The sequence below is a fragment of the Pantoea sp. At-9b genome, assembly GCF_000175935.2.
In the GTDB taxonomy this organism is placed as follows: domain Bacteria; phylum Pseudomonadota; class Gammaproteobacteria; order Enterobacterales; family Enterobacteriaceae; genus Pantoea.
Window position 1 is genome coordinate 106,197 of the sequence record NC_014840.1, and the last position, 24,302, is coordinate 130,498.

Consider the following 24,302-nt stretch of genomic DNA (forward strand, 5'->3'; position numbering starts at 1 on the left):
TATCTGTGATGTTTCGCCTGGCGAAAACGCGCCACGTTTATAACCATCCGCTGTCGTTTCACATTCCGAAATGAACCGAATATCACATTATGGTTAAGCTGCGTGACGTGTGATTGGAGACGTGAACCGCACCTTAATCTTTCTTTCAGGTGCGGTCCATCGAACGGCAGGATGTTGTTGCGTTAAACAAATACCACTTTTTCAGCAAGCGTGAATTTAACGATCCTTACCACCCGGCATAAGCCTGGATTTCTTCACGTGTGACCTGCGGGGCTTTACGGATAGCGAGCGAAAGCTTTTCGACGGCATATTCCATCTCATCTTGACTGATCACTAACGGAGGGGTGATTTCCAGTACATTGCCACCGACGTAATATACCACCAGGCCTTCTTTCCATGCCTGATATACCACTTTTTGTGCCAGCGCGCGGTCGGGTTTATTACTGCCATCCGGGGCAACCAGTTCCACACCGATTGCCAGCCCATGACCACGGATATCACCAATCTCCGGTATTTCCTGCGCCAGGTCGCGCAGCAACTGCATAAAATAGCGCCCGGCCTGCGCCGCACGCTGCGGCAGTTCCTCACTTTGCAACACACGCAACACCGAACGGCCTACGGCGGTACATATCGGATTGCCCGCTGTCGTCAGCAAGGCATGTGCAGCGGGCCCGCCAAGGATCTCTTTCGGCCCTACCGTGGCTGAAAGCGGCAAACCGCCTCCCAGCACTTTGCCAAAGGTAACGATTTCGGGGGTGATGTTCTCATGCTGGAAGGCATGCATCAGGCCGGGACGTCCCAACCCCATCTTTACTTCATCGCAAATCAGCGGAACACCTGCGTTAATGCACAAACCATGTAGCCCGGATAAAAACCCTTTCGGTGGCACCACCATGCCGCCATCCGACAGAATGGGCTCCACAATGACACAGGCAACATCGCCCTGGTCCAGCTGTTCTTTGACTTCATGCAGGCTGGCATTGACCGCCGCAGCCCCAGCATCATCACTGCGGAAAGGATTGGGATAGGTGGCGAGATAGAGATCCGGGTCAGCGGCGTTGCCTGCGGAGATATGCACGCCGGACACCCTCATCGCCAGCCCGATGCCACCATGGTAGCCATGGGCAAAAGCCACCACTTTACGTTTCCCGCTGGCGAGTCGGCAGGCGCGTAACGCCACATCGTTGGCATCACTACCGGCATGCCCGAGGTAGACGCAGCGATCGCCACTGCCCGGGGTGATCGCCAGCAACTCCTCCGCCAGCCCGACCGAGTCAGGATGTACCGCTGACAGACCACCCGCTCCGGCTGGTGCCTGCGCGGCTTGGGTAATGGCGGCGGTGATTGCCGGATGACCATGTCCCAGACCGGACGCCGTCCAGGTGGCTGACAGATCAAGCAGCTTTCTGCCTCCTGCTTCGGTCAACCAGCATCCCTGGCCGGCGGTAATCGCGAGAGGGAAGAAGCGTAACTTTTCAATACCCGCCACTGACTGGGCATCGCGCTGATACAAGGCAGCGGCCTCGGGAGGGAAAATTTCCTGACTCATACCCACTCCTTCTGTGTCGTGGCGGGGGTAACGGATTCCGCTGGCGTAACAAACTCTGACGCCAGAGAAAGCCCGATATTGCGTACCAATTTCGGCGCGGAGATGATGATGATCATCCCGGCAACACACCAGTAAAACGCCACCAGCGCCGGGCTAAACAGCTCTTCCTGCCCTACCACGTTGTAATACAACGACACCACCATAATCACGATGCCGAGCAGCGGCAGGATCAGCTCCCATTTCGGGATGTTCTGGCCCATGCGGGTGATAAAATTCATCACGCCCACTTCAATCATCAGATAGGTGATCATCAGGCAGACGGAGCCGATAATGGCAAAGTAGAAGTAGGCATCAATGGCCGTGTTGCCAGTACCCATATCAGGCTTACCGGTCAACCAGGCTGCGACATCGATCAGCAGGCTTAACACCAGTACCAGGGTTAAAGCGTTACGCGGCTGATGATTCTTTGCGGAAACCTGCGCGAAACATGCCGGACCGAATCCATCACGCGCGAGGGCAAACAACAGGCGGCTGGAAGTCGCGGCAGCCGACAGATTTGCGGCAAACGCCGACATCATGGCGGTAAACAGCATCGCCAGCGAGAATGCCGTGCCGAGATAAGTCTGCGACAGCGTACCCAGCGAGTTGGCGGAATTTTTAAAGGCGTTCAGACCCGACTCGCTGGTGCCGAAACCGAGCGTCTGCACATACATCATGCCGACAAACAACACCCCGGTCAGCAGGATGGAACCCAGCAGTGCCAGCGGAATATTGCGTTTGGGATTTTCCGTCTCCTCTCCCAAGGTGGCACAGGCTTCAAAACCGGCCCAGGAGAGGAAGGCGGCAACCACACCGGCCATCACCGCCTGAAAACTGACACCATTCAGGCTAAACAACGAGGCATGCGGCGCGCTGTTGGCTGGCTGGTTGACGACAATCACTGCCGCCAGTATCAGCATCAACACAATCCCGACCCCTTCAATCACCATCAGCACCCGCGCCACCGTCTGTCCATCACGTGAATTCAGAACCCAACTGAATATCACGCCAACCGCAGCGGTGATAATCCACGGGATCTGGATACCCGAGGTGGGAAATAATGCCGCGAGGAAGGCGTTAGTAAACGCGCCCAATGCCGCCAGGGTGGCAATTGAGAAGAAAAGATATGTCCCCATAATCGCGAAACCAGAAAAGAATCCGGCTCGCGGGCCAATGGTTTTTCCTACCAGACCGTAGGCGCTACCGGCGTGATTATAAAAACGCGTCAGGCGGATAAAGCCATAGGCAATTAACGCGACCCCGACCAGGCCGAGGACAAACACAATCGGCAGCGCTTTACCGACTGAGTCGATTAATCCCTGCGCATTGCCAGACATCGCCAGCGTCGGTCCCACCATCCCCAGGGAGAGCGCCAGCGCCTCCCACAGTTTTAAACTTCGCTTTTTATTTGGTGCGTGGTTCATCTTCATCACCCTCATACGACGTGATTGATTAGCGAGATGTGTTATGGGTTGCCCCGGTGTTGGTAATAACTTAAACGGACCATGCAAAGCGGAATTTCTCCGCGATGGCCTTCAGCGGCAGATGTCCCCAGGTATCCTGTTCGTGTTGACGCACGGCGATCAGCGCACCCAACAATTCCGGCGGTAAAATCGACTGCGCCAGCGGACTCTGTGCGAGACGTTGTAAGGCATCCGACTGTGAAGTGATCAGCCGATAAATATGTTGTTCATGGCGCTGTGCTTCGGAGAGATCGGCTGGGGCCGCTTGCGTGGCCTGCGGCAGTGGCAGTGCGGCGTTGAGTCCCGCCAGCGCCATCCCCAATACTGCGCCACAGGCGATATAAGGATTGGCGGAGGGATCGATGCACTTCACCTCCAGATGGGCACCGTAGGGGTTGCCTTTATTTGCGGCGCAGTAGCGTACTGCGGCTTCCCGGTTTTCCAGTCCCCAGCAAGCATAGGCACCTGACCAATGCCCTGGTTGCAGGCGGTCGGCAGACAGCACGGAGGGAGCCAGCAGCGCCACCAGTTCCGGCAGATGCCGAACAATCCCGGCCAGCAAACTGCCCCCGGCTTCGCTGATACCGTAGCTACCGCTGCCACCCGCCAGCAGCGGCTGCCCATCACGGGTAAAGGAGAAGTGCAGATGCGCACCGTTGCCCGCATCACGCTCAAACGGCCGTGGCGAGAAACTGACGCGTAAATGGTGTTTACGGGCAATGCGCCCCAGCAAAATACGGGTCAGCACCAGACGATCTACCGCCGTGATCGGATTGGCGGGAGCCAGCGACAGTTCAAACTGGCGGGTGCCATATTCAGCGTGAAATTGTTCAAGACCGACACCGGCTTCCTCAAGGGCATTGACGAGGTCATTAACCATCGCTTCATGCGCCAACAAACCTCCCATGCCGTAGGCATGCCATGTTCCTTCAGCGTCTTCCTCCTGTTCGGGCAACAGAAAGAATTCAAGTTCGCCAGCGGCCAGGGTTTCAATACCCTGCTGCTGCAATGCCTCCACCTGACGGCGCAGAAAATGGCGGCTACACCAGGCCGCGTGCTCCCCTTCCTGTTCAAAAACATCGACCGGTGCCCAGCAGAAGCCATCCTGCAATGTCACCAGCGCGGAGAGATCCGCTCGTAAGCGATCATCGCCGACCGCCGAGAACGCCGGTATCCAGGCGATGGCGTTATCGGCGCAAAACAGTGCCCAGGAGGGGGATGCGCCCACACCAGATTGGCTGAGGGTTTTCAGGCGGTTAACCGGAATGGATTTGCCACGGATGACGCCAGCCGAATCCACCAGCGAGGCGAACACGGTGGTTACCCCGAGTGCCCTGAGCCTTGCAACTTCACGCTGAAAATCAATCGTTTCTGCATTGTTAATTACGGATTGCTTGTCCATTAAACCGTAAACTCCCGTCATAATTGGTTTGAGGTGCGCCTCTTGCTATTTTTTTATGTATGTTACAAGATCGATTAAAAATCAATATATGTAATATATATTAAATTCGTATGGTTCAGACGCAGCGCTTGTGGCACTGTGATTTGCCTGAGGTTGAGTGAAGGAGAGCCGGGGTGCTGGCACAACAGATAAAAGACAACATGGCGGAACTGAGTCCGGCAGAGCGCAAAATTGCCCGGGCAATGCTGGCCGATTACCCTGGCGCTGGTTTAGGTTCGGTGCAGCAGCTGGCAGAACGTGCTGGCGTCAGCCTCCCTTCCGTGGTGCGTTTCGCCCGTCGTATGGGCTTTGGTGGCTTTGTCGATTTTCAGCAGGCGTTGCGTGATGAGATTTCTGAACAGGCCAAAGGCCCGTTACAGCGCCTGGAAACTTGGGTGACGACAGAAAGCGCGTCGGCCCTGATGGAAGCCGCGATTAAATCCTCCACGCTGGCCATTCAGTGCTCGTTACGCGACATTGCGGAATATGAAATCGCCGAAGCCACCCGGCTAATCGGTGCGAAAGAACATCATGTGATCCTCGGCGGTGGGCGTATCAGCCAGTCACTGGCGATGTATTTTGGCCGCAACTTGCAACAGGTACGACGCGGCGTAGACGTGCTGGCCGAAAACCATCATGACCGCATCCAGCAGATCATCGACGTGAATAAAAACGACGTGTTTGTGCTGTTTGATTTTCGCCGCTATCAGCAGGACATGTATGAACTGGCCCAGGAGATTGTGGCGCGTGGTGCCACGCTCATCGCCGTGACGGATACCCAACTCTCTCCCATCGCTTCTCTCGCAAAAGTGGTACTGGCGATCCATGTGGAAACACCGTGGCTGTTTGATGGCTATGCCGCTGGCATTGTGCTGATTGATGCCATTATCGCCAGCATTATGGAAAGCCAGGGCGATAAAACCGTGCAGCGTTTGCAGCAATGGGAAGCGCTTGGCCCCCTTTCGTTAAATGCAAAATCCAAATGAGGTAATCAAAGACGTGAGCGCCCCACTCCTTTTTTCAGATGAACCTGCGCCGGTGATGGTGGAGAACCGGGCCGGGGATTCCCCTTTCCTGATCCTGTGCGATCATGGTGGAAAACGCATTCCGCGCCAGCTCGGCGATTTAGGTTTACCGCAACATGAGATCGACCGGCATATTGGCTGGGATATTGGCGTACTGGCCGTTTCCCGCCATCTGAGCCAGTTACTGCATGCGCCGCTGGTGCATCAGCTCTATTCCCGACTGGTGATTGACTGCAACCGTCTACCGGGCATTCCCAGCTCCATCCCGGTGATATCGGAAGCGACAACCATTCCTGGCAATATCGACCTGAGCCAGCAGGCACGCGATCAGCGACGGGACGAAATCTTTACCCCTTACCATGACACCATCCGCGCACTTCTGGCCGAACGTCAGGCGCACGGCATCCCGACCTGTATCCTCGCCATGCACAGCTTCACCCCGGTGTTTCACGGTGAACAACGGCCATGGCAGGTTGGCGTCCTGTACCAGCATCAGGCCGCCTATGCGCTGACGGTGCTGGAGCAGTTGCGCGCGACTCAGCGCTGGTGCGTGGGTGATAACCAGCCTTATTCGGTTTCCGATGACACCGATTATGCGGTGCCGCAGCATGCCAATAAAAATGACCTGCCCTATGTGGAAATTGAAATCCGTCAGGATCTGATCACCCAACCCGCTGGACAACGGGCGTGGGCTGAGGATCTGGCCCCGATATTCACCGACAGCTGGAATGAACTTACCCGCCAGCCCTGTAAAAAAGAGGCGTAATTGATGTTTAACCCATCCAGCCGTGATATTCCGATCGAGAAAGAAGCCGCGACGCTGTTATTTGTCGATGTGCAAAACTACAACGCCCGTCGTGACGGTGGTGAATATGTCGGGATGTCGGCCGCCGAGCAGAACGAGAAGTTTGGTTATTTCTTCGAGATTATTGAACGTGAAACCATCGGCAACATGCAGAAAATCCAGGCGGCCTGTCGTGCCAGTCAGGTTGAAGTGATGTATACCGTGATTGAAAGCCTGACCAAAGATGGACGCGACCGCAGCCTCGATTACAAAATCACCGGTTTTAACGTGCCGCGTGATTCGTGGGACGCCCAGGTACTGGATGCGATCAGCCCAGCGGATGATGAAATCGTCCTGTCGAAAACCTCTTCCAGCGTGTTTATCTCCACCAACATTGATTATGTGTTGCGTAACCTCAGCACGCGTTATCTGGTGATTGCTGGTTTTCTTACCGATCAATGCATTGAAAGCGCAGTCCGTGATGCCTGTGATCTCGGATATCTGGTGACATTAGTGACCGATGCCTGCGCGACACTGACACCCGAACGCCAGCAAAACTCACTCAATGCGATCAAAGGCTACTGCCGCCAAATCACGACACAGGATTTCCTCGACGAACTTGCGGCACGATGAACTGTGTGATGCTCCAGTGGTTGTTTGTGACACTGGAGCCATTCAGGTATTAAAAACGCCAGGCCAGCAATAACGCATAACTCAGTTGCTGCTTCTCCTGAGTCAACGGGCTGTCTGCGGCGTCACCTTCCAGACGTTGCGCCATAATCCGAGCCGATACTCGCCAGGATGAGGTCAGGTCATAATCGGCCCCGACCTCCCATCCTATTTTCTCCAGACCTGCGCCTGCGTCATAACGGGCTAAACCACTGCGCGAGGATTGTTGAGCCGAGACACCATGCTGTGTCTGCATATAATCGCTATCCGCCCAACTCAGGCTGGGGCCGGTAAACAGCCGCAAATCTTCATAGGGACGCCATGACAGATTGGCATAGGTGGTGAGCAGCAATCCCTGCTGATTTCCGCCGATATCCTGTGACAGGATCAATCCGGCGTTAAAGAGTTCATTGCGGTAAATTGCCGAGGTAAAAGCACGCGGTGAGATTTTAATATCGCCCATGCCACGCAGATAGTCGTCATCTGACTCCTGACGTGGTGAGAGATCGGCACCTGCGCCCAGGGCGAATGTCCAGTGTTCGGTTTTAGCAAACTGCCAGCCGAGTGCGGTAAGGGTATCGACGCCACCGATAAAAAACGGTCCGTAATTGACTCTTACCGCCGGGATAAAGGTTGTGTCGTTGTGTTTAGCCCCTGAGTAATTCGGCTTTACGCCAACGCCCGCGCCGATAAAACCACTGAAGCCGTTGTCGGATTCCTCAGCGATGGCGGGAAAGGCCGCAGATAATATTAATAGCAGCGGAAGGGATTTCACTGGACTGGAGAACATGGTACTTCATCCTTTTCGTTACAGGGGCTGGCGCGAGTGTTGTTATCCATTACAACAGCCGCCTGTAACGCCTCTTTTTACCTCAGGTAAAGTTATGTAACAGCGGAATCCGTACTCTGAAGCTGGCCCCTCCGCCAGTGCGGTTAGTGACACTCACCTCACCATCATGATATTCACTGATCGAACGCACCAGGGCCAAGCCTAATCCCGTACCATTACCGCTGCGATTCAGGCGGAAGAACGGCTCAAAAATGCGTGTCATTTCCAATGCGGGAATCCCCGGGCCACGATCATCCACCGTCAGCAAAAAGTTATCAGGATCGGTACGATGTAAACGCATCACCACCTCCTGACCGGCATAGCGCAACGCGTTTTCAATCAGATTGCGCATTAAACGCCGCATCAGGCGCGCATCAACCTGAGCAACAATATGTTCAGCCACCAGATCGATCTCAGCGCTGGCACACTCTTCAGCAGCCAGAGCCGTGACATCGGTGGAGGTGAATTCTGCCGCGATAACCTTTTGCGCCATTTTCAGCCGACTCAGGGTGAGTATCTCTTCAACCAACGTATCCAGTTCTGCCACGCTACGTTGCAGTTCATGTTGCGCCTGAGAATGCTCATCCGACAACAGTGCGGAGGCCATTTGTATACGCATCAACGGCGAACGTAATTCATGGGATGCGTTCGCCAGCATGGTTTTTTGCGACTGCACCAGCGTCTCGATTTGTGCCGCCGACCGGTTGAAGCTGGCGGCTAGCTGACTGACTTCATCGCTTCCCGTGACCGGTACACGTTCGGCCAGATTGCCCCTCCCCAATGCTTCAACACTTTGTTGCAGGGATTCCAGCCGTGCAGTCAGTCGGCGAATCACCGGAAAAGCCATCAGCGCTACTGCGCCAGCCAATGCCAGCAGCATAATGATAAATGTCCAGGGGCGCTCCAGCCGGTCAGTGCTGAACTGAATGACCAGCAGCCGCTTGTCCTGGAGTTGCCATACAAAACGTGTTCCATACCAGTCATCAAAGTAGCCCCCAGCCCTGACCTGTTTGGGCAAGGGGATTTCTGGCGATAAAGGCCGGCTCAACAGCCTCCCTTGCGCATCAAATAGCGCGAAGCGCGCATGGGTGCGTTGCATCCAGTCATCTATCGCGTCAGATTGTGCACTTTTCATCGCCGATGCGGGTGGCAGGTTTTGTTCCACCAGTTCGCTGAAGGTGGCAAAGGCACTGACATGGCGGTTGTTATCGTCACTCCATAACCACAAAACAATGGTGCAAAGCACCACCAGTACGATGGCGCTTAACACGGCGAAAAAAATCTGCAAATGCATGGGAAAATCGGAGATGCGTTTCATCGGGTTAGCGTCCCGGTAACGCAGAAAATACGTAACCCACTCCGCGTACTGTGATTATGCGTTTAGGTGCGCGCGGATCGTCCTCAATCAACTGGCGGATTCGCCCAATATGCACATCAATCGCCCGGTCAAAATTGTCATAGCTTTCCCCGCGCACCGTCTGCCATATTTGCTCGCGGTTCAAAACGCGTCCGGCCTGACGCGCCAGCGAAACCAGCACATCAAATTGCAAAGAAGTGAGCATACAGGGTTGTTGTCGCAGTGTGACGGTACGTGCTGCGGTATCGATCTCCAGTTCGCCCGACTGGATCACGCTGACGTCATCACGGCGAGAGCCGGGCCGCAGACGACGAAGCACCGCCCGCATACGTGCCAGCAGCTCGCGCGGCTCAAAGGGCTTCGGCAGATAATCATCAGCGCCAACCTCCAGCCCGATGATTCTGTCCGCCGGATCACCCCGCCCGGTGACCATAATAATCGCTGGATCGTTGTTAGACTCAGCCCTTATCTGGCGACACAAGGCCAGCCCATCAGCATCTCCGAGCATCAGGTCCAGTAACACGACATCGAAATTCTGCATTTTCATGCGGGACTGCGCGTCTGTGGAGCTGGCGCTATGCAGTACATCAAACTCATATTGTGCAAGGTAAGGCACGATCATCTGTGCCAAACGGATATCATCCTCGATGAGCAAAACTGTCGTCATGTCGTTAATATTCCGGTTAAAACGAAGCAAAGCCATGAACAAGAGACAGCAGAAAAGGAGATGAGTTGCAGCGTTTGGCTAACCGATTACATCTGGGTGGCATGATGAACTCGCTCAAATAATGCAGCTGAGATTGTGTTGCCGGATACTAGCCAGCAGCGCTACTGCGTTTCTGCGCCAGATAAATATGTTTCGCCGGACGGTTTTATCTGAAGTGCAGATTGCCCTGCCAAAAGTGCTCAATAACTTCATCAGGAGTCATTACATCACGATCTGCTTTGCTCAGCGATGCAGTAATCAATGGGCCCGATGAGCATTATTCTGCCGGACTTCAGGAGAAAGTCGCTTGACGGCCGTTACGCCACAGCAGGCTTACTGCTCTCACGACATAAGTGAACTTGCTGTGAAGTCTGATGTATGTATTATTTTAGCTGCTGATGGCGATGTATAACATGGAGAGCAATATGGGTATTCAACGCGTTCGCAGTTTCCTGCAAACACACGCACCAGAAATTACCGTGACTGAGTTGGAAGCACCGACCGCAACCGTGATTCAGGCAGCTGAAGCATTTGGCGTTGAACATGGACAAATCGCGAAATCGCTGTCGTTTCGCGTTAATGACCAGATCGTGTTGGTGGTGATGGCGGGCGATCGTCGCCTGGACAACCGCAAATATAAAGAATTTTTTGGTGTGAAGGCGCGGATGCTGGCAGCTGAAGAGGTGGAAATGCACACGGGCTTTGCTCCCGGTGGCGTCTGCCCATTTGGCGTGAATCCGGCTGTCAGCGTTTATTGCGATGAAAGCCTGCTCAGTTATCCTGAAGTGCTGCCTGCCGGCGGGAATGCACGCTCTGGCGTGCGCATCTCACCCGAAAAACTGGCTAGCATTACCGGGGCTAAATGGGTGAGTTTAAGTGTTGATGTGAGCTGAAGCTCGTTCAGAGCGGGGCACAGCCCTCTTTTCCTGGCGTTAATCCGCGTGCATCAGGCTGTATCCATCGCGCAATCAGCCAGTCATGTTGCAGATGCCCATCTTTGGAAAACAGGTCCGTTCCCTGCGCAAGGGGAAAATGAAAAGTGTGTTTTTCACTGTTGGCACCGGTATAGATGTTCGCAACCACATCAGTCTTCTCACCATAATAGTTAGCAAAAACCTGATTAAGAACATCAACATAATACACCTCGTGTATCCCTATTGGTGGTTGACCATATGCCATCACATGAATCTGGTCTAAAGGCAGTACATCCATCAGATTGTGAAGATTCTCCAGGCGTATAGCACGGCCAATCATAATTGAGACTGTACCGCCTGGCTTGACGGTCAGCGGATTATTAGAATTGGGGTCTTGACCAAATACGCACTGCCCCTGAGAACCCGCCTCCCCTGCGCCCGCATACTTGCTGCCCCTCACATTCACCTCGGCGCTGACCAACATCAGCGGTTCCGAACCGTAATTTCTGATAGTCATGATGAGAAACAGGTCGTCAACCGAATAGGTCACCTGGGGTGACATCCTGAAAGGCTGGAGGCGCGCATTAATGACTTTTAGTGGTTCCTGATGGGGAATATAGGAAAGCAGAGTGTTGAACGTTTCCGTGATAGCGTTAAATCCATTCGCTAATGCAACAATCAATAGAACCAGAGGGATAACAAATTTAATCCACCGTTTCTTTAATGCAGCCACAAGTTTATTAAGCATGCCAGTAAACAAGGCGTTATCGGCCTAAAAACAGTTTCAGGGGTAATTATCGTAGCATCGCATAAAATAAGTGGTTTGTAATTGGCTATCGTTGATTGCATTCAACTCAATCCGCACAAAGCCCGGTTCGATGACACCAGAGGTATATAGGTCAGGACTCAGTGCATAAAACACACGCATTGATAAAGACCATTAACCTCGGTAAAAGGTTAGGGAATACCTTTTGCACACGAGATCATCATGAAATACCCGGATCTGAACCTGCTGCTGGCGCTGGATGTACTGCTGGAGGAAGGCAGCGTTGCCGCTGCGGCGCGACGCATGAACCTGAGCGCCCCGGCCATGAGTCGCACGCTGGGACGACTGACTGCGCTGCTGGCCCGCTGGTTTTAATCCCTTTCAGGAGATGTTATGCCCACAGATTCCAACCCTTTCGTGATACTCAATGTCAGCCGCTTTCCCATGATTACGCTAAATCAACACGCGGTCGTTGCGGGTTACGCCAATCAGTGGATGCGCGAAATGTCTTTGCTGATAGAACAAGGTTCCCTTCGTGATGGTATATGACCATATGCGGGCGGAAGAGAGTAAGGCGGACCACCAGCTACGCGGCCATTGGCTTATTCAGCATCGAAAGCAGCTCAGCGCGGTGTGCCGGGGGATGATCAGCATTGAAACCGAGACGCAGCGGCTGGAAGAGTTGGTGCAGGTGCGTAAACTCTTTGGTATTCGACACGCGGTGGTGAATTCAGAGCCTTATGCGTTAGCTCTGATTCACCAATGGATAGCATAAAGCTATGGGGCGGGGATGCTCATCAACCCAGAGCAATCCCTGTCAGCGGCCCAAAGCTGGCGATACGTTGCAGCGGCTCATCTGAGTTCAGTTGGTATTGCCATAAATTACCCCCCAGGTCGGTAATCCATATCACGCCGCGAGGGTGGTCGATCGCCAACCCAATACCTTCGTCTAAACCGGTAGCAAGGATACGATGATCGCTAAACTCGCCATTTTGCACCGTGGCACAGTTTAACGTGTTCCCACCTTTCAGCTTGTCTCCCCGGTCTGTCCAGTACATCAGGTTACTGCTGGAATCGTATTCCAGATCAATGGGTTCCGGCAGGTTTTCCATGACTGGCTTTATGTCGTGACGCGTAGAGGCTGTTTCGCCGGCAGGAAGTGCGAGTGACGCTCGCATAATGCGTCCCTGCCCCGCTTTGGAAGGCCCTTTTTGCGTCCAGTAGATAAATTCATTTTCCGCATCAATCGCGATGCCAACGCAATGGCGCGTGTAGTCCCGGGAGTCCTGCGGAAAAAGCCCGGTTTGAATGAGTACGGTCACATCCGAGCCATCTTCTTTTGCGCGCAACACGCGCATCCCTTCACGATCGCACCAGTACAGATATCCCTGTTGTTCGTCGTGGAGAAGCTGCTTACCGGTCACGAAAAGTCCGTTCTCAACCAGACGCTTGCGACCAGAACCGTCCAGATTCGCGATTTCCACACTCCCGTCAGCCTGGAAAAACTCCAGGGTTGCAGGTTCTTTGTGCTCGCCCATATTGGTCCAGTAGATCTTGTTATTCTTCACATCGACGGCAATGCCATCGGGATGCGAGCGCAGGCCAGATACGACGGAAACACGTTCTCCGGTTGCCGGATTAAACTCGATGATGCTGCCATCCATAGGCTGTAATAGAAAAAGATTGCCTGTACTCATGAATCCCCCACGTAATGCGTACTGTAACTTTTGATCGCCCGGGTATCTCATGCAGTGAGAATACTCATAGCGGAACCAGGAACTGGCGGCGTGGGATCAATTCTGACACAACTTACATGCAGGCTCACTGGTCGCAACGATTTCGCGCTCGTGAAAAGCATGAATTCCGTGATGTTATCAGCCCTGAATTCGGGTGTGGGGGGATTGAAGCAGTGGCATACACGACGGGCCTGCCGGGCCAAAGCCCGGCATTGCCTGCTTATGCTTTTCTGCGGTCGCTATGTTCATCCAGTTTCTGGTTGAACTCCGCTGAACACCATCTCTGCTGAATGGCCTGGCGCACCAAATCTTGCTGGGTTTGCGGTACCATCCCGCCCAAAGGAGGATCCGTATCCAGATTGGTGGGAAACGAATAGCCACGGGCGGCAACATTGATGGCGGTATCCAGTTCTGCCTGGTTGTGCTTGCTGTCGACCAGCAGCGGATACACCAGTTTCAAAATTTTCTCATGGTTGACTTCTTCCATCGGTACGCCAAAAGCAGAGGAAACCTGCAACAGGTTCGCCGTTCGCACATGGTCGGTGGTGGTGTTGTTACCGGCAGCATGGAACAGCGCAGGATTGAAGAACAAGCCATCGCCCTTTTTCAGCGGCAACTGGACATAGTTATTGGCGAAGTAATCCACGAAATCCGGATGACGATAAGCGATGTAACCCAGCTCGTACTGATGTGACCAGGGGAGCAGTCTCGTTGGACCAGAAGCCAATGGCATATCCGAATGAGCAACAGCGCCTTGCAGGGTCAGGTACTGAGAAAGTATCTGCACAGGGATCGGAAACTCGGCGGCAAAGGCACTTTGCTGGAAGCCCAGGTGATAATCACGATGCGGCTGCTGGGCTTCGCCTCCGGGCCTGACCTGGTTAACTTGCGATGTCATGCGCCATGCCGGTCCCAGCCATGCCTGGCAAATCAGCGCCAGAGTGGGGTTTGCGTAATAATCTACGAAGGATGCGGGATCCACTTCAGCCAGCTTTTGCAGTGCATTCCAGATGCGCCCGTTATTGCCTGCCTTAGAAAAATGATCGGCCTGAATTTTCGATTTGGCTTCAGCGCTCATGATTTCTTCAAACACCTGAGATGCCCGATCAACCACCTGAACGTCTTCATAAAGACCACGAACGGTGAAAACACCCGGACCGTAAGAAAGTGCTTTATGGAGTTCACTCAGCACTGCCTTTTTGTCTCGGGTGGCAGCGTTATCCAGCGTCGTGCGATCGTAAACCAGAACATTGTCCACCACCTCACTTGCGAGCGGGAAATCCCCTGCGTCAAGTTGTTGGGCGCAAAAGGTTTTGAAATCCTCAATGGAGACCTGTTCTTCATGTGCAAAATAGGAAGACGTCATAACCACCTCATGGTGTTGATAGGTTAACAGGGCCTTATCATGCATCGTTTCCTTGAGAACACCGGAACATGATAGGGTTGATGCCTGTTAAGTTAGCAGCTACATTCCATTTACATCACATCAAAAAAACCTCACCATTACGTCATGTGACCTATGCCTAAATTTACTCAAAAACAGATCTCTGCTCAGTCTGGATTAAGTCTTGCCACCATTGATCGCGCCCTGCATAACCGCGGTAAAGTGCACCCACAAACTCTGCACAGAATTAAGCAGGCGCTTGCTGACCTGGAGCTGCAACAAAAAAGCAGCCTGGCGCAGGGCCGTACACTCTATTTTGATGTGATCATGCATACGCCTGAACGTTTCAGTGAACTTGTCAGGCAGGCGTTTAGCAGCCAGATCTCCAGCTTTGCCTCTTTCAAAATCCAGTTGCGCTTTCACTGCTATGAGAACATGACCGTTACCCAGGTCGAGAACTTGCTGAAGAAATGTTCGCTTGATTCACACGGCATCATCCTCAAAGCGATGAATTCAGAGAAGCTCATTCCCGTCATTAACCAACTGATTAAGCAACGCATTCCTCTCGTGACGCTGGTTACTGACATCAGCGGTAGCTCCCGTCTGCGTTATATTGGTATGGATAATATTAACGCCGGTAAATCAGCCGCCTTTGTGATGTCCAAATGGCTGGGGAATGAAAAAGCGACGGTGGCTGCCATCACAGGCAGTGAAGAGTTCGCCGGTGAGCAGGAGAGAATCCATGGCTTCATAGAAGGCATGAAGTTGTTTGCGCCCCAGCATGAAATTAACGTTCTTTCTGAAGGGTTCGGGATTGATCATCTCATGTACCAATCCCTGAGTCTCTTTTTGCAGCAACATCCCGGTATTGATGCGATTTATACCGTGGGAGGTGGGAATCCAGGAATACTGCGGGCGCTGGATGAAGAGAGAATCGTGCCAAAAGTTTTCATCGGCCACGATCTTGATCGCGAAAACCGGGCATTGATGCAGGCAGGAAAAATTGATGTGCTTATCGAGCACAATTTACAACTTGATGCGCAGCACGCTTTCAAGACCTTACTGGAATTTCATGGTTTTCTACCTGAAGAGGAAAACTACGCCTCCTATTCACGTATTAACATCATTATGCGCTACAACATGTATAGCTAAGGACTACCGGGTAAGTTCCGAAATGCTGGTTTTATGGCGGACATGATATTGCAATAAAACCCGCGACCACAAATTGCCCCTGCCAGTTTTCCTCTTCCAACTGTTTTTTCATTCGGGCGTGAAGCATGGAAATAAAATTGCTAAACAGCAATAACAGCAATAACAGCAATTTTAATTTCAATTTTCGTGATCTGATTCAGAATTTTGAGAGAAAAAGATCATACCTGCATGGTGAATACGGCATGTTTAATGGATCACCACTGATATTTAACTCAATTAAATCAATTCATTGAGCGCACGCCCGCCGCTATAAAACCCGCCAATTCAGGTCAAAAAAGGTGCTTGCAATTTTATTTGCAATACAACAATTATTGCAATGTTAAGTGCTAAAGCAGACGACTGAAAGAGTCTACACGACGTGACCAGACAGAGTTGAATCTCTCTGCAAAACAACAGGAACTCATACCATGAAAATTGCCGTACTTGGCGCAGGCCGCATTGGCAACGTCCACGCAATGAATGTTGCAAGCAACCCCAATGTTGAACTGGTCGCGATTGCTGATCCTTTCATCGACAACGCTATCAAACTGACGGAGAAATATGGTGGCAAGGCCGTGAAAGAGCCGATGGAGTTGATTGAGAGCAATGCGGTGGATGCCGTGATCATTGCGACACCTACCGATACGCATGTTGATCTGATGTTGAGTGCAGCCCGCAATGGTAAAGCGGTACTGTGTGAAAAACCGGTAGACCTTAACCTGGAACGTGCCGAAGTCGCCTGCGCAGAGCTTAAGCAATGCGATGTTCCCGTCATGATTGCCTTTAACCGCCGCTTTGATCCCAGCGCAGCTGAAATGCACAGCGCCATTGCGAAAGGTGAAGTGGGCGAACTGCATCAAATCATGATTTCCAGCCGTGACCCGGGCTTTGCCTCCATGGACTATCTGCGTCACTCTGGCGGCATCTTCCGGGACATGACGATTCATGATTTTGACATGGCGCGCTGGTTACTCGGTGAAGAGCCTGTGCAGGTATTTGCCTCTGCCAGCCGTATGCTGGAGCCGGCATTAGAACCGTTGAATGATTTCGATACCGTGATGGTTCAGATGATCACTAAATCGGGTAAGCAATGCCACATCAACTGTAGTCGTCAAGCCGTCTATGGACATGACCAACGCATTGAAGCTTATGGTTCTGCAGGGATGTTACTCAATGACAATCTTCGCCCATCCACTCTGCGTCGTTTCAATAAATCGGCAACCGATGCTCGCGTTCCATTAGTCCACTTCTTCCTCGAACGCTATGCGGATGCCTACCGGATGGAACTGGAAGCCTTCATTTCCGCGGTTAAGCATGCGAAGCCCGTTCCTGTTACCCCTTATGATGGATATATGGCGCTGAAGCTCGCCGACTGTGCGCAACAATCGGCTGAAACTGGTTTACCTGTGCAGCTTTAATCCATAATGAACAACGGGACTCTTTACAGAGTCCCGTTTTTTAACCGACAGGAAGCTGGTGGGGAGTGTGTAATGCAGAAAAGTGGTGCGCCAGTTTTTGCTGGTACTGAAACAGCCCCTGCTGCACCTGAAAAATCACGTCTTTTTTGAGTGTTTCCAGTAAGCGGCTTCGATGGGGTTCCAGACGATAACTCGGATCAAAAAACAACAAATACCCCTCCCACTCCAGCCCTTCCGGCAGATGTAACGCAGGCAATAATCGTACAGAGAAATTCAGGCCCGCAGCTTGCGGTGCGGTACGAAACCGCTCTGCTGACACCAGCCGACAATGTTCATAGGGCATGGCGTAATGCGGCAAATTGAAGAGAATATCTTCAGTTTGCGTTGCCATCGTCAATCCACAGACCTTGACGTATATCGGCACAGGCTTTTGATGCTGACGACGAAAATCATCATCAAGGCAAAGAACCTCAACGGACGTCACAGCGCTACGACAGCGCCATTGATTCACATAATTCTCCATCAGCGCCAGTTTTAACTGGCTTACATCGACTCCCTGATACTCAGCAAGTTGGCGAAAGCGCCCTTCAATCCGTTTAGCAGTATTCACAGGGAGTCTCCGCCAGCTTTAACGATATTTGGGTTTTATCCAGACGGTTCCCTGTTCATGACTGTCAACCACAGCATCAACAAAAGCGACACCTTTAAGACCATCATAGATTTGCGGGACGGCGGCCCCAATACCGTTGATTTCACGCTGCTCGCCACGCGAACGCAACGCCGACGCAAAGCCGCTATACAGGTTAGTGAAAGCCTCGATATACCCTTCCGGATGTCCCGGCGGTGTGCGGGTACGGGCTTTTGTCAGATCATAGAGATCATCGCGCCCACGTTTGATGACCTGTGTATGACCATTAAGCGGGGTATAAAGCAACTCATTCGGTTGCTCCTGGAACCAGCTGAGGCTACCTTTTTCGCCATAAACACGTAAGCGCAGTGAATTGGAACAGCCAATCGCCACCTGGGATGACCACAACATCCCTCTCGCTCCCCCTTCATAACGGATCATGACATGGGCGTTATCATCCAGCGCCCGACCTGCAACAAAGGTAGCCAGATCAGCAATCACGCTTTCAGCCTTCAGTCCGGTGACGTATCCGGCAAGGTGATATGCATGAGTGCCAATATCGCCAATCGATCCTCCTCGCCCGTTTTTTTGCGGATCGACACGCCAGGCCGCCTGTTGATTATTGAGCTCAACGCCTGTCGCCATCCATTCTAATGGGTATTCAACCTGGACAGTGCGCACGGCACCGATAAGCCCTTCTGCAACCCGGGTGCGAGCTTCCATGATCATCGGATAACCGGAATAGGTATACGTCACCCCGAGGAAGCCACCGGTACTTGTTACAACTTCTGCCAGTGATTCAGCATCGGCCAGTGTGGTGGTCAGCGGCTTCTCACAAATCACATCAATCCCCGCCTCAAGGAAAGCACGGGCAATCGGATAGTGCGTAAAATTAGGGGTGCAGATGGCCACGACATCGACACCTTCCTCCCGTGCCCGCTCCGCAGCCAGCATTGCCTGCCAGTTGTCATAAGATCGCTCGGCAGCAATGTAATTCTCTGCGGCAAAGGCATGTCCACGCTGCGCATCAATATCGAATGCACCTGCAACCAGTTCATACTCATTGTCCAGACGGGCAGCAAAGCGATGGATGCCGCCAATATAGGCCCCCTTACCACCACCGATCATTCCAAGCCGGATACGACGTCCTTTTAAAGATTGCTTCGTCATGGTGAGCTCCTCAGATACCCAGAATTTTTTTGTTAACTGACTGATCAACATAAGACTTACAAAAGTCATCGAAGGATTTATCCGTCACCCGTATAATGTGCTGGTTAATAAATTCAGCACCCTCGCTTGCACCATCTTCCGGGTTCTTAAAGCAGCACTCCCACTCCAGCACCGCCCAGCCATCGAAGTCATAGCCGGTCAGTTTTGAGAAAATGGCTGCGAAATCGGTCTGACCGTCACCGGGTGAGCGAAAGCGCCCTGCACGACGAGTCCAGGGTTGATAGCCACCATAAGCGCCGGTTTTACCATCGGGACGGAATTCGGCATCCTTGACGTGAAAAGCTTTAATACGTTGGTGGTAGTGATCGATATAGGTCAGATAATCAATTCCCTGAAGCAGCAAATGGCTGGGGTCATACATGATGTTGCAGCGCACATGGTTACCGGTCTTCTCCAGGAATCGTTCGAACGTCAAACCATCATGCAGGTCTTCCGTAGGATGGATTTCATAACAAACATCCACACCTTGTTCATCGAAGGCATTGAGGATGGGCGTCCAGCGTCGAGCCAGTTCATTGAAACCTTCCTCAATCAGTCCTTCCGGCCACTGCGGATAGGGGTAGATATACGGCCAGAGTAAAGTGCCGGAAAAGGTGACGTGCTTAGTGAGTCCAAAACGGCGTGACGCCCTGGCGGCCAGTAACAGTTGTTCGGTTGCCCAACGCTGACGAAGCTGAGGGTTCTGATGGACTTCTGGCGGTGCAAAACTGTCGGCGGGCAGATCAAACGCCGGATGTAATGCCACCAATTGCCCCTGAAGGTGACTGGCCAGGTCGGTTAGTGTTAAACCATACTGATCCAGTGTACCCAGAATTTCATCAACATAAGTCTGGCTCTCCGCCGCCTTGCGCAGGTCAATCAAGCGGCTATCCCAGCTGGGAATTTCAACACCTTTAAATCCTTTATGCGCCGCCCATTCCGCCATGCCAGCCAGCGTATTAAAAGGCGCACTGTCTCCGGCAAACTGCGCCAGAAAAACACCAGGACCTTTAATTGTTTTCATACCCACTCCCGATTAAAAAAGTGCACCTGTAGTTTCACAGGTGCGAAGGACACAGAAAGAAATCTGCCATTAATTAGTGATGAATTTCTGGTAGTTTTGCGGTGTAACCAACTGGAAAGGGATAAAGTTAATATCTTTAAGTGTCTCTCCTTTGGCGGCTTTCTCTGCCATATCGATCGCGCCAAAAGCCTGTGATTTAGCATCCTGAAACACTGTCACTGTTAATAAGCCTGATTTAATGGCTTGCAATCCATTTGGTCCGCCGTCTGTTCCGCCAACTAAAATATCTTTACCGATATTCAGACCATTACTTTTTATCGCCATTGCTGCACCAATCGCCATTTCATCCGCATTCGCTGATAAAATATCGATCTTCTGTCCGGTCAAAATCCAGTTATTCATCAGATTCATGCCATCTTCACGCATCCATTTTGCGGTATCTTCCATCACAACATGCATATTGGGATGTTTCGCGATGACTTCTTTTGCGCCCTGCGTTCTGAAGCGGGTGGCGTCATTGCTTAAAAGTCCTTTCATGATCGCAATATTCACATTTTTACGATCCTTGACCATATCGGCCAAATATCCCATTTGCAAACGGCCCGCTTCAATTTCATCACTGCCAATATAACTAATACCATCACCCATTTTGGAATCAGACGGCATACGGTTAAGATAAATTAACGGGACTTTTGCTTTGCGGGCGGCATCACTCATATTCTTCGTTCCCTGTGTGTCAACAGGGTTAACGATGATCACATCAACTTTTCCATTGATAAAACTTTGTACCTGGCTGAGTTGTTTATCCACCGCACCTTGCCCATCCTCAAACTGCAACGTCATATCGGGATATTGTTTGGCATGCTCAATCAGGTAGCCTCTCAGGCGTGAAAGAAATACATCATCCATTTGTGCAATACTGACACCAACCTGGATCGCAAACACTGATGGACTGAGAGAGAGTAATGTAAGACAGAGTAAGATGATTTTTTTCATGATGCCTTCCACAATAGTTATTAATGTCAGAATAAATCTGACCATGAAGGTTTATTATTACTGCCATTACGTAGGGTTTACTGCTACAACAAAGTTTGCTGATGTTTGCCATCCATTGATGACAGAACGGATAATAATTAAGCCTGTAAGTTCTCGCTCAAAAGTATGAGGAATCCTTTCCTCGTATTACCTGCTCCTGCTACTTATCCTCACCTCTACGTGAGTCAGACCGCAATCCAGCTCCGTTCGCGGCAAGAGAGTAGTGCCGCATCGACCAGTTTCTGGATCTCGAATGCTTCTTTAAAATCAGGGCCCGTTGGTTTCCCCTGTTTAATAGCCTGAATAAACTCCAGCATCTCAATTGTTTTTAGGTCATTAAAACCGAGTTGGTGACCCGCTGCTGGACAAAACAATCCATAAGGTTCATGTTCCGGACCAGCAACCAGTGTCATAAATCCATTTTTATTTTCACTGCTGCCATATTGGAAAAATTTCAACTCATTAAATCGTTCCTGATTAAATATCAAAGAACCACGAGTGCCGGTAATTTCAAAACCAAGCTGCATTTTATGACCGGATGCAACCCAGTTCGCTTCAATATGCCCACGACAACCGCGTGCGAATTTTACCGTCAGACGGGCGATATCATCGACTTCTACCGCTTTCATCACGGCAGAACCTGGCTTCTCAGGACGAAACTTAACCACCGTATCCAAGTCAGCGAAAATTTCCGTCATCGGCCCCAGCAAAAATCTGGCCATCCCCAGAATATGGCTACCCAGATCTGCAACCGCACCGGCCCCACCTGCCGGGTCCAGACGCCAGGACCAGGGTACGTTGGGGTCCGTCATAAAATCTTCAGCGTGAATGCCGCGGAAACCGGTAATTTCGCCGAGATCGCCATCGGCAATCATCTGTTTTGCCAGCTTCAACATCGGGTTCTTGATGTAATTAAATCCAACCTGAGTAATGACCCCGGCTTTCTCCGCCGCCTGATACATTTCACTGGCGATATCGCTAGTGGGGGCCAGTGGCTTTTCGCAGTGAACATGCTTACCTGCGGCAATCGCCGCCAGAGACTGCTCTGCATGGAAACGGTTGGGAGAGGTGATGGAAATAACGTCAATTGCCGGGTCATTAATCAAAGACTGCCAGTCGGTTGTCCAGCGGGCAAAGCCATACCTTTGCGCAGCATTTTCAGCCGCAGCACCATCAATATCGGCCACGCTGACCAATACCGGTTGTATCTCTCCGGCAAAGGTAGCCGCCGCTTTCCATGCCATGGCATGCGATTTCCCCATAAAACCGGTGCCAATCAGCCCAATACCTAATTTACGCATCGTTCTCTCCCTTTCTCATGTTCAGGGCAACTGACTCATCAGGTCCTGCAACGCAATCACCTGTTGATTTACCACCAGCTGGCTATCAAGCTGACCGTTGAAATAATTAACAATATTGGTCGCCGCCGCGACAGACATGCGCATCGCAGCTTCTTGCGTCAGGCCCGCAGTGTGTGGGCTGAGAATGAGGCGATCGGCTTGCAGCAGCAGAGCCGCACTGAGATCGGCGGGTTCATCTCTCAGGACATCCAGGCCAGCACCGCCCAGATGTTCACTCTGTAGCGCAGCCGCCAATGCATCCTCATCAACAATGCCGCCCCTGGCCGTGTTAATGAGAAAAGCCCCTTGTTTCATCAACGCCAGTTCCCGGTAACCAATCAGTGGCTTATCTCCAATGAGGGGTAAATGCACCGTCACGGCATCCGCGATTTTGAGTCCATCATCAATTTCACTGACGCGCTCAACCCCATGTTCGGCAAAAACGTTATCGGGCAGGTAGGGATCGTAAGCCATCACTTGCATACGAAAGCTTTTTGCCAGACGAGCCACTTCGCGGCCAATACGGCCAAAACCAAGGATGAACAAGGTGCGATGGGCAATCTCCACCGCTGAGAATGTATTGCGCTGGTTCCAACGTCCCTCGCGAATACTGCGGTCAAACCAGGTAACCCGTTTTGCCAAAGCCAGCAACATCGATAAGGCATGTTCTGCAACGGAAAGCGAATTCACATCACCAACGATGGTGAGCGGGATATTGCGCTCAGTCAGCGCCTCGACATCAACTGAGTCGTATCCCACACCATGACGGGAGACAATTTTTAACTGCTGCGCGCTGGCTATTTGTTTGGCGGTCAACGGCTGGGTGCGGATCAGTAGTGCGTCGGCATTGACGATGTGCGGCGCATAGCTTTCAACACTGACGTCAGGCACCAACGTAAAGGTGATACCCGCCGCATTGCGTAACACATCCATCCCGGCTTCATGGATCTTACCGGCTACCAGTACATGTGGCATATCAGTAGCCTCCGGGCTGTTTGGCAGGAGAGGAATGCGCCTGAGGTTCATTCAGCTCACGAAATTGCTCAATGCTGGCGGTCGCGGCAGAACGAAGCAGCTGCACATCATTAGAGACCGTGACCAAATCAAAGCCCCAGGCGGCGGCTTTCGCCGCATAGGTGGCGGTCCCGTTGTGCAAACCGACCTTCTTACCTGCACGATGCGCCACATCGAGAATGTGTTTAAGTGCTTCGACGATTTCCGGTTCCTCACGGTCAAACCCCGTGCGGTATTTCCTGCCTGTCAGCCCCAGCGTCAAATCGGCTGGCCCGATATACACACCATCAAGACCTGGAGTCGCGACAATCGCTTCGAGATTTCGCACTGCTTCTGCGGTTTCAATCATGGCAAAACACACAACCTGTTCATCCGCAAACTGGCCGTAATCTTGCCCTGCGGCAAAGCTGACCCGCGTCGGGCCGAAGCTGCGTGTACCATGAGGGGGATAGCGCACACAGGACACCAGTAACTGAGCCTGCTCGGCGGTATTAACCATCGGACAGATGATCCCCCAGGCTCCTGCATCCAGCGCCTTCATGATGATCCCCGGTTCCAGCCAGGGTACGCGCACCATAGGCGCAACACCGCTGGCACGCATCGCCTGTAACATGTGTTTTGCCTCTTCATAGCCGACAAAGCCATGCTGCAAATCAATGGTGAGAGAGTCATAACCCTGAGCGGCCATGATCTCCGCAGTAAAGGCGTTCGCGATACTCAACCAACCATTCAGGACGGTCTGATGGTCACTCCAGCGCGCTTTAATGTTGTTCAGTTTCAT

At 52.2% G+C, this 24,302-nt stretch carries 23 protein-coding genes and 1 pseudogene; 8 read left to right on the top strand and 16 right to left on the bottom strand.

Annotated elements, in window-relative coordinates; all coding sequences use genetic code 11:
* Positions 1-226 precede the first annotated feature (226 nt).
* The 3 genes from PAT9B_RS26295 to PAT9B_RS26305 form a co-directional block, all read right to left on the bottom strand.
* Positions 227-1,549, bottom strand: coding sequence for an aspartate aminotransferase family protein (locus PAT9B_RS26295; RefSeq protein WP_013512322.1), 1,323 nt, complete (start codon positions 1,547-1,549; stop codon positions 227-229).
* Positions 1,546-3,012, bottom strand: a complete 1,467-nt coding sequence (locus PAT9B_RS26300; RefSeq protein WP_013512323.1) for an APC family permease — start codon at positions 3,010-3,012, stop codon at positions 1,546-1,548. Before PAT9B_RS26300 ends, PAT9B_RS26295 begins: the two co-directional genes overlap by 4 nt.
* A gap of 70 nt (positions 3,013-3,082) precedes the next feature.
* Positions 3,083-4,453, bottom strand: coding sequence for a glutamine synthetase family protein (locus tag PAT9B_RS26305; protein WP_013512324.1), 1,371 nt, complete (start codon positions 4,451-4,453; stop codon positions 3,083-3,085).
* A 173-nt stretch (positions 4,454-4,626) separates the two neighbouring features.
* Here PAT9B_RS26305 and PAT9B_RS26310 point away from each other — a divergent pair, with 173 nt between their 5' ends.
* Genes PAT9B_RS26310 through PAT9B_RS26320 form a run of 3 tightly spaced genes read left to right on the top strand, consistent with a single transcriptional unit; the run spans position 4,627 to position 6,934 of the window.
* Positions 4,627-5,478, top strand: coding sequence for a MurR/RpiR family transcriptional regulator (locus PAT9B_RS26310; protein WP_013512325.1), 852 nt, complete (start codon positions 4,627-4,629; stop codon positions 5,476-5,478).
* Complete coding sequence (locus tag PAT9B_RS26315; RefSeq protein WP_013512326.1) at positions 5,462-6,283, top strand: N-formylglutamate amidohydrolase; 822 nt, start codon at positions 5,462-5,464, stop codon at positions 6,281-6,283. Before PAT9B_RS26310 ends, PAT9B_RS26315 begins: the two co-directional genes overlap by 17 nt.
* Before the next feature lie 3 nt (positions 6,284-6,286).
* On the top strand, positions 6,287-6,934 hold the full coding sequence (locus PAT9B_RS26320) for an isochorismatase family cysteine hydrolase (protein ID WP_013512327.1): 648 nt from the start codon (positions 6,287-6,289) through the stop codon (positions 6,932-6,934).
* A 49-nt stretch (positions 6,935-6,983) separates the two neighbouring features.
* Here PAT9B_RS26320 and PAT9B_RS26325 read toward each other — a convergent pair whose 3' ends face one another.
* From PAT9B_RS26325 to PAT9B_RS26335, 3 genes are all read right to left on the bottom strand, one after another.
* On the bottom strand, positions 6,984-7,760 hold the full coding sequence (locus PAT9B_RS26325; RefSeq protein WP_013512328.1) for a MipA/OmpV family protein: 777 nt from the start codon (positions 7,758-7,760) through the stop codon (positions 6,984-6,986).
* An 82-nt stretch (positions 7,761-7,842) separates the two neighbouring features.
* A complete protein-coding gene (locus PAT9B_RS26330) occupies positions 7,843-9,117 on the bottom strand; it encodes a HAMP domain-containing sensor histidine kinase (RefSeq protein ID WP_013512329.1) in 1,275 nt (424 codons plus the stop codon).
* Between the two features lie 4 nt (positions 9,118-9,121).
* A complete protein-coding gene (locus PAT9B_RS26335; RefSeq protein WP_013512330.1) occupies positions 9,122-9,823 on the bottom strand; it encodes a response regulator in 702 nt (233 codons plus the stop codon).
* 464 nt (positions 9,824-10,287) lie between these two features.
* Between PAT9B_RS26335 and PAT9B_RS26340 the strand changes: the two genes are divergently transcribed.
* Positions 10,288-10,755, top strand: coding sequence for a YbaK/EbsC family protein (locus tag PAT9B_RS26340; RefSeq protein ID WP_013512331.1), 468 nt, complete (start codon positions 10,288-10,290; stop codon positions 10,753-10,755).
* 7 nt (positions 10,756-10,762) lie between these two features.
* Here PAT9B_RS26340 and PAT9B_RS26345 read toward each other — a convergent pair whose 3' ends face one another.
* The gene (locus PAT9B_RS26345) at positions 10,763-11,524 is read right to left on the bottom strand and encodes a hypothetical protein (RefSeq protein WP_013512332.1); all 762 of its coding nucleotides are present in this window, start codon (positions 11,522-11,524) and stop codon (positions 10,763-10,765) included.
* A 240-nt stretch (positions 11,525-11,764) separates the two neighbouring features.
* On the opposite strand from PAT9B_RS26345, the pseudogene PAT9B_RS26350 reads away from it, so the two are divergent.
* Both PAT9B_RS26350 and PAT9B_RS29525 read left to right on the top strand, forming a co-directional pair.
* A pseudogene (locus PAT9B_RS26350) lies at positions 11,765-11,902 on the top strand (LysR family transcriptional regulator); the annotation flags it as partial.
* Between the two features lie 175 nt (positions 11,903-12,077).
* A complete protein-coding gene (locus PAT9B_RS29525; protein ID WP_150105889.1) occupies positions 12,078-12,317 on the top strand; it encodes a hypothetical protein in 240 nt (79 codons plus the stop codon).
* A gap of 22 nt (positions 12,318-12,339) precedes the next feature.
* On the opposite strand, the gene PAT9B_RS26360 is transcribed toward PAT9B_RS29525, so the two are convergent.
* Both PAT9B_RS26360 and PAT9B_RS26365 read right to left on the bottom strand, forming a co-directional pair.
* The gene (locus tag PAT9B_RS26360; protein WP_041526238.1) at positions 12,340-13,239 is read right to left on the bottom strand and encodes a hypothetical protein; all 900 of its coding nucleotides are present in this window, start codon (positions 13,237-13,239) and stop codon (positions 12,340-12,342) included.
* Between the two features lie 259 nt (positions 13,240-13,498).
* Positions 13,499-14,644, bottom strand: coding sequence for a phytanoyl-CoA dioxygenase family protein (locus PAT9B_RS26365; protein ID WP_041526270.1), 1,146 nt, complete (start codon positions 14,642-14,644; stop codon positions 13,499-13,501).
* 153 nt (positions 14,645-14,797) lie between these two features.
* Here PAT9B_RS26365 and PAT9B_RS26370 point away from each other — a divergent pair, with 153 nt between their 5' ends.
* Positions 14,798-15,814, top strand: coding sequence for a substrate-binding domain-containing protein (locus PAT9B_RS26370; RefSeq protein WP_013512336.1), 1,017 nt, complete (start codon positions 14,798-14,800; stop codon positions 15,812-15,814).
* Between the two features lie 467 nt (positions 15,815-16,281).
* Entirely contained in the window at positions 16,282-17,271 is a 990-nt protein-coding gene (gene iolG, locus PAT9B_RS26375; protein ID WP_013512337.1) for an inositol 2-dehydrogenase, read from the top strand.
* Positions 17,272-17,311: 40 nt separating this feature from the next.
* Here the strand turns inward: iolG and PAT9B_RS30505 are convergent, their stop codons facing one another.
* From PAT9B_RS30505 to PAT9B_RS26410, 7 genes are all read right to left on the bottom strand, one after another.
* Entirely contained in the window at positions 17,312-17,881 is a 570-nt protein-coding gene (locus tag PAT9B_RS30505) for a hypothetical protein (RefSeq protein WP_013512338.1), read from the bottom strand.
* A gap of 18 nt (positions 17,882-17,899) precedes the next feature.
* The gene (locus PAT9B_RS26385) at positions 17,900-19,069 is read right to left on the bottom strand and encodes a Gfo/Idh/MocA family protein (protein ID WP_013512339.1); all 1,170 of its coding nucleotides are present in this window, start codon (positions 19,067-19,069) and stop codon (positions 17,900-17,902) included.
* 10 nt (positions 19,070-19,079) lie between these two features.
* Entirely contained in the window at positions 19,080-20,132 is a 1,053-nt protein-coding gene (locus tag PAT9B_RS26390) for a sugar phosphate isomerase/epimerase (protein WP_013512340.1), read from the bottom strand.
* A 69-nt stretch (positions 20,133-20,201) separates the two neighbouring features.
* Entirely contained in the window at positions 20,202-21,128 is a 927-nt protein-coding gene (locus PAT9B_RS26395) for a substrate-binding domain-containing protein (protein ID WP_013512341.1), read from the bottom strand.
* Positions 21,129-21,352: 224 nt separating this feature from the next.
* Positions 21,353-22,468, bottom strand: coding sequence for a Gfo/Idh/MocA family protein (locus tag PAT9B_RS26400; RefSeq protein ID WP_013512342.1), 1,116 nt, complete (start codon positions 22,466-22,468; stop codon positions 21,353-21,355).
* 21 nt (positions 22,469-22,489) lie between these two features.
* A complete protein-coding gene (locus tag PAT9B_RS26405; protein WP_013512343.1) occupies positions 22,490-23,482 on the bottom strand; it encodes a hydroxyacid dehydrogenase in 993 nt (330 codons plus the stop codon).
* A gap of 1 nt (position 23,483) precedes the next feature.
* On the bottom strand, positions 23,484-24,302 hold the full coding sequence (locus PAT9B_RS26410) for an HpcH/HpaI aldolase/citrate lyase family protein (RefSeq protein ID WP_013512344.1): 819 nt from the start codon (positions 24,300-24,302) through the stop codon (positions 23,484-23,486).